This is a genomic window from Enterococcus mundtii, from assembly GCF_002813755.1.
In the GTDB taxonomy this organism is placed as follows: domain Bacteria; phylum Bacillota; class Bacilli; order Lactobacillales; family Enterococcaceae; genus Enterococcus_B; species Enterococcus_B mundtii.
In genome coordinates this window covers 3,268,418-3,281,721 of sequence record NZ_CP018061.1, presented here as the reverse complement: position 1 = coordinate 3,281,721, position 13,304 = coordinate 3,268,418, and the positions used below count along the sequence as shown (strand labels likewise).

Below are 13,304 nucleotides of genomic sequence, written 5' to 3'. Positions count from 1 at the left end.
TACGAATTACAGGTGTCATTTTTTATAGTAAACAAGATGTTATAGTACGCCCTTGACCTTTAAATGTCAACAAAATTCGGGAAAAATATCGATAGAAAATCCCCATATTTTTTTAATTCATTTTTAGAGTGATTTCCATGATTAAACCACTTGCTTTCTCTGGTACAGAAAAAAGACGAGCTTAGGAAAATAACGTTATCCTAAGCTCGTCTTCACTTAAAAATAGAGTCTTAAAATCTTTACGAGAAACGAATAGATGGTATCACGTTTCTAGTGGAAGATTCGACTTTCATGCGCAGCTTCTTTGAATTTCTTCATTTTTTCACTCACAAATGGATACGACACTGTACCAACGATCCCTACGACAATAAATATGCCGACTAATATCAAAATCGCATGTAGGGCATTTGGCCAATAGATACCACCAGCTGATTCACGTAAGAGGTTGACTGCATGAGTAAATGGCAAGAAAGGATTGATCATTTGGAAAAATTTCCCTGAAACTTGAATTGGATAGTTCCCACCACCACCAGATATGGACAAGACAAGAATAATGATGGCTATCCCTTTGCCGACATTGTCAAACAGCGCTGCTAAAACATAGACGATCATCATAAATGACAAAGCAATCAAAACAGCAAACAGTACGCTGTAGACTGGATTCACTACATACACACCAAGCAAGAACATGTTCCCTAAAGTAACGATCAAGCTTTGAGCGATCGCCATCGTCAAGAAGGTCAACATGCGGGCGCCAAACTGTTCCCGTTTTGTATAGTTTTTACGCGCTTTTTTATCTAAATAATAATCTGTTGTAGCGACACTTGAAAGTAAGACCGCACCTACCCACAAACATAGCGCAGTATAGAACGGTGTACTTGCTGATCCATTATTAGGGATTGGATACAACGAATTAGTTTGTAGTTCCACAGGCATCGTAAAGAATTCACTTTCCTTTGTCGCATCTAATTTCAAGAGTTTGATGACTTCCCCAAGATCAACCTCTTCTTCTCCTTTACGGATCGCATCTGCGGCTTTTTGGATACCAGCTTTGATGTTTGGCCAGTCATTCGTGATCAAGTCTGCCGCAGCATTCACCGCTGTTTCGACTTCTGGCATTTTATCGTTGACGGTGGTCATTGTGGTATTGATTTCATTTTTGATCGTTGGCCAATCATTTTGGATAAAATCAGCAGCTAAACCAAGTTTCTCTTCTAATACAGGTAAGTCGTTATTGTATAGGTCAGCTCCCTTATTGATTCCATTTACGATCGTTTCCATATTACCGTTTAGCATCGTATTTGCATCATGGACCTCTTGACCGATTGCAGGCATTTCTTTTTGATATTTCTCTAAGATCGCCACCGCATTTGTTACGGTTGCTTTGGTTGAATTTAATAGCGAATCAAAGTCGATTTGATCTGCTTTACTCAACGCACCTTGCGCTGTACTGATCGTATCGATCACTTGTGTCAAGATCGATTCAACGGTGGTGCTGACTTCATTTACGTCTATTTTACCGATAGTATCATTAACATTTTTTGCAGCTGCTGTTATACTTGTTAATTCTTCAGATACTAATTTTTCAATTTCTTCTACACTAGCTGATTGAATGATACTCTTAAGATTTGGTAGACGTGAGTTAATTGTATTTAAATTTGCACTGATATTGTTTAATAGATTTATAATATTAGTTAAGTTCTCTCCACCATTTTCTTTTTGTAAATTTGTTAAAAATTCTATTAGGCTATTTATTGCTGTTTGCTGACTACTAATACTAGAGGATATGTTATCAACTAGCTTCACTAGATTTTCTCGTTCTTCCTCTGTCAACTTATTATCTTCCACAGCTGTTTTTAGGGCAGAATTGATTGCATCAGCTAAACTAGCTGTATTTGTCGCTACTTGCCCAATCGAATCTAACGTCGTCTTCACGCTTGTCGTGATACCTGGTACGGCTTCTTTTAATTGTTCAGCGCCCGTTTTGGTATCCGCTGCGAGATTCTTCGCTTGTGATTCTAAATTTTTCACATCAGGTAAGATGTCTTGGACTTGTTGGATGATGGTCAATCCTTGTTTTGCTTCCTCGATTCCTTGATTCATCGTTTCTTCGATTGATGAAAAATCGTTGTCGATTTCAGCAATTTGTCGTCCAGCATCTTGGATCTCCGGGATTTTTTGTTGAAGGTCAAGAATGATTTTGGCTTGTTCCTTTAATTCTGGCATTTTATCGTTCAATTCAACGACCTTTTGTCCCATCTCATCTACTTCTGGGAGATAATCAACAAATTCATTTGCTTTCGCTAATTTGTCTTTGATATCTGGAAGTTGTTTTTGTAGATCAAGTACTTGTTGGGTATAGCCATCGATCGTATCCAAGTTTTCATCTGTTGATAGAATCATTGATTTTACTTTATTGATACTTACCAGGTTTGTATCAATATCGTACCCAATTTCATTAAAGACTTTTAGTAAAGTTTCGCTCGCCGTTCGAATAAATTCACTGGAGATTTGTGATTGGATCGTAGATGCACCTTTATCTGTAATTTTTGGTGCAATGGCATTGATTTTTTCATTGACTGTATATTCAATTTCCGGCTTTTTGATATCACCACTCATAAAGCTTAATAAATCCTCCGAGAAATTCTCTGGCAAATAGATACCAGCATAATATTCCCCAGACCGTACACCGTCTTCTAATTCTTTTTTAGAGTCAACGAACTGCCAACCTAAATCTTTATTTTCATGTAATGATTTTAGTACTTCTTTTCCGATAGCGACTTCTTGTCCTTCAAACTCAGCCGGCTTGTCTGCACTATAAACAGCAATCGGTAATTCCCCTGTATTACCATAAGGGTCCCATAATGCTTTGATATTGAACCAAGCATATAATGAAGGAATGATCATAATTGCGATGATCAAAAGAGTCGCAACAGGATTTTTAAAAATTCGTTTCCAATCAAGTAAATATAAGTTTATTGTATTTTTTATTGATTTCATATTCATCACCTTTTTTTGTTTCAGCTGCATCACTTTATCATGAAAACCATACGATTTTCAATCCTATTTTCAATCAAGCAACTAATTTTTTGACAGTTAAATCAAACTGTCCGAATATTGTCATCTTTTGCTTAACAAATAATTAATCTTCTTTTATTCGCTAGTCCACTACCAAATGTAGCATCCCGAGAATTTTTTATGTGTAGTCAAATAAATCTGTTATAAAAAGCTTACCATAGTTTCTAAAAAAATGTCTAAATTGGTTACTCATAAAATTATAATCTTATTTTCAATATATATGCATCGTTATTTTATAAACTAAATCTTCTGATAGAACTGGAAAATCCGGTAAACCTGAACCACACAAACAAAAAAAGGCACGACAGCCAGAGGTCGGGATCGAAGTGTTTAGCTTCGAGAAATAAGGCACCATCCACGAAAATTGTTTTTCAAATTTTTGTGGATGGCGCCTTATTTTCGAAGAGGTTACTTCTATTCCCGCCGTTTATTCGGTTTTAGGTGGTGCGATGGGACGAATGTCCCAGACCGTTGAAGTTCCTCTTTTTTTGTTGTTGCCAAGCGCTGAATCGCGCAATGATTGACTAAACACACGGTGCTATTTTTTATGTATAAACGTGCTGTTTTTGTCTTTTATTTTGACACTGGGACAAGCGCTTCGATACCAACACTGATTTTCAATGCACGATCGACATCTAACATGATCGATCGTTCTAAATGACAGACTTTTTCTTTTAATCTGGACTTATCAATCGTTCTGATTTGTTCAAGTAAAATGACTGAGTCTCTTTCGATCCCTGTTCCGGTCGCTTTGATTCCTATATGTGTGGGCAATTTAGGTTTCGCCATTTTCGCAGTGATTGCTGCTACGATGACCGTTGGACTAAAATGATTACCTAAATTGTTCTGAATCACTAAGACCGGTCTTGTCCCACCTTGTTCTGATCCTACCACCGGAGAAAGATCAGCAAAATAAATATCTCCTCTTTTTACCATACGCCTCTCCTCACTCTTGATATTCTCTAGGTATACGGGGCCCTAGCACACATGCGACTTCGTAATGGATCGTACCCAATTGATCTGCTACATCTTGCATTGTGATTTTAGCCTGTTGATTTTTCCCGATCAACGTAACTTTAGTTCCTACTGGCATTTGATAGGGCAGACGGATCATCAATTGATCCATGCATACACGACCAATGATCTCACAATAATTTCCCTCCACTAATAATGAGAAACCTTGCATTTTCCGTAACCAACCATCTGCGTAACCGATTGGTACAGTTCCGATCCATTCTGAAGCTGAAGTCGTATAGGTTTTTCCATAACCTACACCTTCTCCTGCTGACAACTCTTTCACTTGGATCAATTCAGATACAAGTTCAAGCGCTGGTTGTAGGGGATACACTTCCGCTAACGCGTGACCGGATGGATTCAAGCCATACATTGCTACCCCATAGCGGATCATATTGCCTATAGCTTTTTCGTGCCATAATGCAGTGGCACTATTACTGCTGTGGATATATCTTGGTAAAGTAGGTAGACTTTCGATGATCTCACTGAATTTTTGGTTCTGCTGTTCCCAATAGGTGGTATCTGCTTGATCTGCTGTAGAAAAATGAGTATAGATCCCTTCCCATTCTAAATTGGGACTATCTTGGATGATTTCCACAGCCTCATTCACTTCTGCACTATTGAGAAAGCCAATTCTTCCCATTCCGGTATCGACTTTCAAATGCAATTTCAATAAATATTCTAGATGTCGTTCTGCTATATAAGTAGCCGCAGCTTCCAACCATTCTTTTGTTCCCGCAGTAATAGATAGATCGTGGATGACTGCAAGTGTCAACGCATCGATCGGAACCATATTCAATACAAGAATAGGTTGTGTGAAACCTGCCTCTCTCAGCTCGATTCCCTCATCTAAAGTAGCTACGCAAAAACCAGAAGCTCCACCTTTTTTTGCAGCTTCTGCTGTTTCGATTGCTCCATGACCATAACCATCTGCTTTGACAACAGCAAACAATTCTTTCCCATTCAATCGTGCTATTTCATTTGCTACATTTTCTGTAATTGCCTGTTTATGTACAATTGCTTTTGTCGGACGATGCCAAGCAATAACCATTGTTCTTCCTTCTTTCTAGTCTTCTAAAATAATCTGTGCAAAAGCTAACTCGTCTGTATGTGTGATGCTGACCCAGACTGCTCCTTCATGTGGAGATTTCGTTACAATTGGTTGTCCTGATCCATTTTTTAAAATTTCGATCTCTTGAAAGGTAACTTTACCGATCCCTGTTCCCCAAGCCTTTGAAAAAGCTTCTTTACATGCATAACGACCGCCTAAAAACTCAACCTGACGATGAAATGGCAGCAAACGAAACATTTCGATTTCACTTGGTGTCAGTACACGATCAATAAAGTTTTGCTTTTCTTTAATGATCTTAGCAATCCTCGACAGTTCAACTGCATCAATCCCAATCCCTTTTATCATACACGATTCTCTTTTCAAAAAATTTTAGAACACTCTAATTCTACCAAATTTTAGACAATTTACCACCAATAAGTCTAGAAATAACAAAAATGAAAGTTGTTCCCTAGTGAAAAACCACTTCTTCATTTTCTCCAATAAAAAACCATTGAGAATTGATTGCTAAAAATCTCTGACTCAAAGAAAACAGTTCAAGTCACTTCATTGCTTTTTTTTACGAACGTTTTTCAAAAAAATAAGACGTACAATTCGAAAAACAGCTGATATATAAATCATTTTCCGCCTTGTTTGTTTATAAAATGATTTTATTGGTATTAATTCTAATTTACCATGGATCACGCATAAAAAAAGAAATTATTTTTACTTAATAAACAAAAAAAACAAAAATTTGTTGCTATATCCTTAAAAAGCTAAATATTTTATTTTTTTAAATAACATTTTTGTTAAAGTTATCTAAATTACCTGCTAAAAGGAGGAACTACGTTAAATTTATACTTAATACTCTTAGACTTCCCATTATTAGTAGATTTTTACCCTATGATCTCTACTTCTTTATGTAATGAAAGAGAGAGTATGTTTGTTTTTTTATTATCTATCAATTCCAAATAAACAATACAAAATAAGCCCGTCAAGGCCAAAAATAGGTAAGCTATTTTTGGATCTGACGGGCTTATTCGGATGGTCCTTCTGAGACCACCCCTTTACATGTGGATTAGTCGTTGTTCGTGCGGATCACGAAACCACGTTTTTTGTCGTTTGTGCGTTTTCCACCATTGTCTTTTTGTTTGTTATGGTTTTTGCTGTAGCTACCGCTACCTTTTGAATTTTTGTTGCCACGGTAGTTGCCATTATCACGACGATTACGGCTGTTTCCGCCGCCACTTCCGCCACCACGTTTACCATTTTTGTTGTAGCCTTTTTTTTGCATTGGCAATGGACGTTCTGGTGTGATTTTTACTGGTGTTGCATCTGATGGATCTTTGGCTGTTGTTTTCAACAATAAAGCGACTAAATCTTGAGCAGAGTATTCTTCCAATAATTTATCCGCAGTTTGCAGATATTTATCTAAGCCATTCTCTTCAAGTTTTTCTTCGATTTGTTCAATAGCAGCGCCTAGTTGTCCTTTGAATGCTTCTTTTTCAGTCGGTGGACGTAAAGTTGTCATACGTTTTTTCGTTAAGTTTTCAATAACATGTAAGTAACCCATTTCGTTTGGTGTAACGAAAGTTACTGACATACCACCTTTACCTGCACGACCAGTACGACCGATACGGTGAACATAGCTTTCTGGATCTTGTGGGATATCATAGTTGTATACATGAGTAACTCCTGAGATATCTAAACCACGTGCAGCTACGTCTGTAGCAACTAAAATATCTAAATGACCACTCTTGAATGAACGTAATACGCTCATACGTTTTTGTTGGGAAAGGTCGCCATGGATACCTTCTGCACGATAGCCACGAGCTTCTAAGCCACGAGCTAATTCATCTACACGACGTTTTGTACGTCCGAAGACGATCGTTAATTCTGGTGATTGTACATCGAGCAAGCGAGTCATCACATCGAATTTTTCGTATTCTTTTGCGCGTACATAGTATTGATCGATCAAATCAGCAGTCATTTCTTTGGTTTTGATTTTCACGTGTGTTGGATCTTTCATGAATTTCACACCGATGTTTTTGATTGCTGGTGGCATTGTTGCTGAGAACAATAGTGTTTGACGTTGGTCTGGTACTTTAGAGATAATACTTTCGATATCTTCTAAGAAGCCCATGTTCAACATTTCGTCTGCTTCATCTAATACTAATGTTTCAACTGTTCCAAGTTTCAATGTGTGACGGTTGATATGGTCTAACATACGACCCGGTGTACCAACGACGATATGTGGACGGTCTTTCAATCCACGGATTTGGCGACCGATATCGGCGCCACCATAGACAGCTTGGACACGGACACGTTTGTCACGTCCTAAACGATAAAGTTCTTCTTGTGTTTGGATCGCTAATTCACGTGTTGGTGCAATAACCAATCCTTGTAGTTCTTGACGACTTGCATCGATTTTCTCTAACATCGGTAAGCCAAACGCAGCAGTTTTACCTGTTCCTGTTTGTGCTTGTCCAATCACATCTTTACCTTGTAAGGCAAGTGGGATCGTTTCTGATTGGATCGGCGTCGCTTCTTCAAATCCTGCACGTTCTACTGATTTTAATAATTCTGGTGATAATTCTAGTTCTTTAAATTTCAAATGAATCCTCCTATATGGTTGTTAACTGAGGATGTAGCTATAGTTTGCTACCCCGTCTTTTGTTCGGTCAAAGTGTCTGTTGCTTTTTTGACAGTGGCCACGCACGTTTCCCATCCATTCTTAGCCCCTGTGGCACCACCGAAAAATCACTTTGCGAAGTTTAGGCATTAGAAAAGCCAAACGGGTCGCGTTCAGCTTTATCATTGTTATGACATCTGGCTTTCGCATTTCATCATCAAGCCAGTCCAATTTCTCTTCATCTTTCGGCAATAGGTTATTCTAGCATAATTTATTGTTTTCTGCAAGTTTACAGTTTTTATTTCATTTCTTGTAGTCGTTCGACCACTTCAATCAAGCCCATACTATTACTACCTTTTAGTACAATCGTGTCATCTGGCTGGATCTCAGCAATCACCGCTGCAATCAATTGCTCTTTATTTTCTTCGGTATAATAAACCGGCAAATCAGGATATTTCTGAGCCAAAGCATCTTTTAACGCCTGCATTTCTTTTCCATACAAAAAGATCATCGAGAAGATGTCTGAAGAAATATGTTCACTCATGGAAGCATGCATGAGAGGCGAGTCTACCCCTAGCTCCAACATATCGGCTAACACGGCAAGTTTTCGTCCCGCTGCTGGGAGGCTTGCTACAGTATCTAAGACTAATCCCATAGCTGTAGGATTGGCATTATAAACATCGCTTAAGATCGCTGCCCCGTTTCCAGCAGTCAGCCATTCTGTTCGGTTTTGTGTCACTGTGACAGTTGCTAGACCTCGTCGGATTTCCGACAGAGACAACTCGAAAAACTGCCCGATCGCATAAGCAATCAGCGCGTTCGTCACATTATACTTACCAGGTAAAGGGATCGTGAATGATTCGCCTTCAACGATAAATGTCGTTTGTTGCTTTTCTTCAATGATTTGTTGTGCAGAAATATCGCCTTGTTCGATTCCAAACGTCTTGATTTTTTGAGACAATGGAGCAACCAACGGTTCTAGCAATGGTTCATTATTCGGTACGATCAATAATCCGTCTGGTAGCAACCCGTCAGCAATTTCCATTTTTGCTTTGGCGATACCTTCTCGTGACCCTAAATTCTCGATATGAGCCTCACCGATCATCGTGATTGCTGCAACTTTTGGTTGTGCCAGCAACGAGAGTTCCGTAATTTCATTGGCATGATCCATTCCCATTTCTAAAACGATTTTTTCAGTATCTTGAGGCATATGCAAGATCGTATAAGGCATGCCAATATTATTATTGTAATTTCCTTGTGTTTTATAAGTTTTATATCCTTGCGCTAAGACAGAAGCTGTTAGATCCTTTGTGGTCGTCTTCCCATTACTACCGGTAACAGCCACCACATCTGCCCCAACTTTTTTCAAATAGTATTGCGCCAACTCTTGCATTGCTTTTAAAGGATCAGAAACTGGTATGATCTCGATCCCCTCTGGTGCCTTTTCGGCTGCCCAACTCCAAAAAGAAGCAACTGCCCCATTTGCGATAGCTTGTTCAATAAATTCATGCCCATCTCTTGCGCCAGCTAAAGGAACGAACAAATCGCCTTCTTTGATTTTGCGGCTATCAAATTCTACTCCTGTGATTGATTGGGTTGACTCATGGTGACTTCCAACTGCTTGAGCAATTTCTTGTATTGTTATGTTCATCCATTCTCTGTCCTTTCGATTTAGACCAGTAGTCCTATAGGAATAGGAACAAAAAAGGTGGTGAAAATCGCCAATACTGATAGCGTCGAATAGTAAAAATCTTTCGCTTTCAATCAGTACCAGATGATCATCCACAACCTTTATTTTGCTATACATACTACTTCGACACATACATACTTGTGCTGATTACGTTTCAATTAGTCAAAGAAACTTTGTCTTTGATTATAACGGTTCAAGCCTAATTGGATCAACTCTTCAATCAAGTCACCGTATTTCAAGCCCATATTTTCCCAAAGCAATGGGTACATGCTGAATGCTGTAAATCCAGGCATTGAATTTAATTCATTCAGGAATAATTCATTTTTATTCGTCAAGAAGAAATCACAACGGCTCAAGCCACTTCCACCTAACATCGTATACGCTAATTTTGCATACTCTTGTGCTTTTTGATGGACTTCTTCTGGTACTTCGGCTGGAATCTGCATCTCGATGCGATTATTGATGTACTTCGCATCATAATCGTAAAATGCCACGTCTTTCACCACTTCACCAGGCAAGGTCGTGCGGACGTCTTCATTTCCTAAAACAGCGACTTCGATCTCCCGTGCTTCGATTCCTTGTTCCACGATGGCACGTGAATCGTATTGGTAAGCTGTTGCTAAGGCATTCTGTAATTCTTCTCGATTTTCAGCTTTAGTGATCCCCACGCTCGAACCCATATTTGCTGGCTTCACGAACATCGGATAAAGCAATGAGCCTTCACATTGGTCAAATACCTTTTTAGGATTTTCTTTCCATTGATTCTTCAAAACTGGAACATAAGGTACTTGCGGTACTCCGGCTGCTTGTAAAATATATTTTGTCATGATCTTATCCATGGCACAAGCACTCGTCAACACACCCGCACCGACATAAGGCATATTCAAGGTTTCCAAGAATCCTTGGATCGTGCCATCCTCGCCATTTGGACCGTGTAGAACTGGGAAGACGATGGTTCCTTCTTCTTTGATCTCTCCTGGATTGATGACAGTGCCGGTAAATCCTTCTGTCATTTTCCCACTTGGGTCCCACGTCAAGTGCAATTCTTCTTCACTTGTAGGTTTTTCAGTCAACAATGGGCCTTTGACCCATTGGCCGTCTTTACTAATAAATACGAGCTGTACTTGATAATAAGCATAATAAATAGCATTTAAAACGGAAAACGCTGAAAGAATCGAAACTTCGTGTTCCGCACTGCGTCCACCATATAATAAAGTAATCTTCAAAAGATTTTCCTCCTGTATTCGATATCATTCATTTTTACTTCATATTTTAGCACAAAAACAAAAGATGCAAACAGCTTATTTGAAAAAAGGTGAGGTACGTGTCATTTTATTCAAAAAACAGCGGAATAGTTGTCGCTTTTTTTCTTTATCGTTATGATAAGAGAAAGGAGGCATAGTTATGACCAAAACTACTTCTCGAAGCCGCTTAACAGAAATCATTCACGTATTCATCAAAGAAAATGTTCTGCCTAATCTGATCCAACAAAAAAATCCTGAACAAGTAAAAAAAGCCTTTGAAGAACTTGGCTCAACCTTTATAAAAATTGGGCAAATGCTTTCTGTACGTGATGACTTACTCTCTGCTGAGTTTACTAAGACATTCAAAACATTGCAAGACAATGTACCAAGTGATCCCTTTGTCACGACGAAAAAAACGATTGAACAGGAATTAGACGCATCCTTAGAAACGATTTTTACTAGCTTCAATAAAGCACCTTTCGCTTCTGCCTCTATGGGTCAAGCGCATCGTGCAACGTTAAAGAATGGCGATGCAGTCGTTGTAAAAGTCCAACATCCAAATATTGCGAAGGAAATCATGATGGACTTACAGTTATTCGAACGGGCGATTCCTTTGATCAAATATATTCCTGAAACAAGCGTCATCGATTTAAAAGGCGTGTTGCAAGAAGTCAAACGTTCATTGATAAACGAGTTGGACTTCTACAAAGAAAGTCAAAATGGCGCACGTTTCTATGACCTAAACAACCATTGGTATGAAATTAGATCCCCTAAAATCTATGAGGCACTTTGCACAAAAAAAGTCATTGTGATGGAAGAAATGTCTGGAAAGAACTTCAACCAATTGATGAATCTTGAAGAAACGGATGAACGTCTCATTGAGACACTTACGAATACTCAATTGAAACAACAAGTGGCTAAACGATTGATTGAACATTTTATGAAGCAAATCTTTGACGATGGTTTTTTTCATGCCGATCCACATCCTGGGAATTTATTGTTCCATCCTTTGAGCGTTGAAGAACTTTCAGAAAATGTAACGACAGACACAAAAGAACACCAAAAACAACTAGGCGCGATTTCTTTCAAAACGACTGCTACTGTCACTGAACCGTTGCAACCATATACAATCAGTTATATTGATTTCGGTATGATGGGTAGTCTCTCCGCTTCGCTAAGACAAAAGCTGATGGAAATCGTTTTAGCGATTTATACACGAGATATTTACCGTATTGAAAAAGCCGTCATCAACTTATGTCAACAAGAAGGGCCTTTTGATGAAAGTGAATTCCATCAACAACTCGCTAGCTTTTTGACACAATATTTAGACCTCCCCCTTGAAGAAATCGACTTGCAAGAAGTCTTTGCGCAGATCGTCTCGATTTGCCATCAGAACAACTTACAAATCGATCGTGATATCACGTTATTGCTTAAAGCGTTTAGCACATTAGAAGGAGTGATTCGTGTCCTTGATCCTGAAGTATCTTTGATGGAAGTCGCTACGCCCATTGCACAACGATATTTCTTAGCACATCTCTCTGTCGAAGATACATTGAAGCAAGCGGGCTTAGATATACTCGATGGTATCAAAACCGTACCGAAAATCCCACAGCAAGTCTACCATCTTCTAGAAACTTGGCGTTCTGGACAAGGAAAAATCAATTTGGAACTAAAGAAACAAGACCAACTGATGAACCGGATCGAAAGTATGGTGAACCGCTTAGTATTTGGTGTGATACTCGCCGCATTGATCGTCGGTTCTTCGCTGCTCGTCCAAGCTGCACCAGACGATCAAATCAATTTTATTACACTATTAGGTATATTCACGTATACGATCGCAGCTGTAGTCATTCTCTTTTTAGCCATCGATACATTGATCAACTATTATAAAAAACGACGGAAATAAACGAAAACATCCCAAAATATGAAACTATTTTCGGATGTTCTCGTTTATTTTTTAAGCTGTGTGCTTTTGACACAACCTCATTGCTTGATGATTAGAGTTAAGGATACACACTATTCCTGTTTTTTAGTCTGTAGCCTTTTGCTCGCTATCTATTTGATAATTTCAGCTTTTTTTGTTTGATTATTTCATTTTTCGTTCATCTGGTACGATTCTTTGTGACAACAACCACTTATGGAAGAACCATTCAGCGATCCCGATCAATAACGCAGGTATTAAAACCTTCATCCAAATATCCGTCATATCGTTCATAAAATAAAGATATAACCATAGAATGACTGCAGCTGAACCAGCATCTGCAATTGTAGCCGCGATATTTCCTACTTTTCGTAAAATCACCAAATCACCTAATACATAGATCATGACAACAATGATTACTCCGACAATCGTTGAATCCATGAAACTAACACCATACAGTCCCGTTAAAACGATCCACAAAATTGCCCAAATCATGATTGCTTTTACCACCAACGCCTTCACATGTTTCATTTTCTGCACTCCCTTCTTTTTTGGTTAAAAATATATGATTATATAATTAAATAATCTTCATAATTATATCTTTTGTTATAGAATCAATCAAAGATATCGTACTTATTTTAGCAATAAAAAAGATGAACACCGCTTCTGTTTAGTTA

At 38.5% G+C, this 13,304-nt stretch carries 9 protein-coding genes; 1 reads left to right on the top strand and 8 read right to left on the bottom strand.

Annotated elements, in window-relative coordinates; translation table 11 throughout:
- Positions 1 to 270: 270 nt before the first annotated feature.
- The 7 genes from EM4838_RS15295 to EM4838_RS15265 all read right to left on the bottom strand — a co-directional run bounded on the left by EM4838_RS15295 (position 271) and on the right by EM4838_RS15265 (position 10,688).
- On the bottom strand, positions 271 to 3,000 hold the full coding sequence (locus EM4838_RS15295) for a YhgE/Pip domain-containing protein (RefSeq protein ID WP_071866124.1): 2,730 nt from the start codon (positions 2,998 to 3,000) through the stop codon (positions 271 to 273).
- A 651-nt stretch (positions 3,001 to 3,651) separates the two neighbouring features.
- Positions 3,652 to 4,014 carry a type II toxin-antitoxin system PemK/MazF family toxin gene (locus EM4838_RS15290; protein WP_019722700.1) on the bottom strand — a complete coding sequence of 121 codons (363 nt, stop codon included), beginning with the start codon at positions 4,012 to 4,014 and terminating at the stop codon, positions 3,652 to 3,654.
- Between the two features lie 10 nt (positions 4,015 to 4,024).
- A complete protein-coding gene (alr, locus tag EM4838_RS15285) occupies positions 4,025 to 5,143 on the bottom strand; it encodes an alanine racemase (RefSeq protein ID WP_071866123.1) in 1,119 nt (372 codons plus the stop codon).
- Between the two features lie 15 nt (positions 5,144 to 5,158).
- Complete coding sequence (gene acpS, locus EM4838_RS15280; protein ID WP_010736606.1) at positions 5,159 to 5,509, bottom strand: holo-ACP synthase; 351 nt, start codon at positions 5,507 to 5,509, stop codon at positions 5,159 to 5,161.
- Positions 5,510 to 6,218: 709 nt separating this feature from the next.
- Positions 6,219 to 7,754, bottom strand: coding sequence for a degradosome RNA helicase CshA (gene cshA / locus EM4838_RS15275; protein WP_071866122.1), 1,536 nt, complete (start codon positions 7,752 to 7,754; stop codon positions 6,219 to 6,221).
- Positions 7,755 to 8,070: 316 nt separating this feature from the next.
- Positions 8,071 to 9,423 (bottom strand): UDP-N-acetylmuramoyl-tripeptide--D-alanyl-D-alanine ligase, encoded by a 1,353-nt coding sequence (locus EM4838_RS15270; RefSeq protein ID WP_071866121.1) that lies wholly within the window; start codon positions 9,421 to 9,423, stop codon positions 8,071 to 8,073.
- Between the two features lie 197 nt (positions 9,424 to 9,620).
- Positions 9,621 to 10,688 (bottom strand): D-alanine--D-alanine ligase, encoded by a 1,068-nt coding sequence (locus EM4838_RS15265; protein ID WP_019722696.1) that lies wholly within the window; start codon positions 10,686 to 10,688, stop codon positions 9,621 to 9,623.
- A 178-nt stretch (positions 10,689 to 10,866) separates the two neighbouring features.
- On the opposite strand from EM4838_RS15265, the gene EM4838_RS15260 reads away from it, so the two are divergent.
- Positions 10,867 to 12,612 carry an ABC1 kinase family protein gene (locus EM4838_RS15260; RefSeq protein WP_071866120.1) on the top strand — a complete coding sequence of 582 codons (1,746 nt, stop codon included), beginning with the start codon at positions 10,867 to 10,869 and terminating at the stop codon, positions 12,610 to 12,612.
- Between the two features lie 180 nt (positions 12,613 to 12,792).
- Here the strand turns inward: EM4838_RS15260 and EM4838_RS15255 are convergent, their stop codons facing one another.
- On the bottom strand, positions 12,793 to 13,158 hold the full coding sequence (locus EM4838_RS15255) for a DUF2512 family protein (protein ID WP_071866119.1): 366 nt from the start codon (positions 13,156 to 13,158) through the stop codon (positions 12,793 to 12,795).
- Between the last annotated feature and the right edge of the window lie 146 nt (positions 13,159 to 13,304).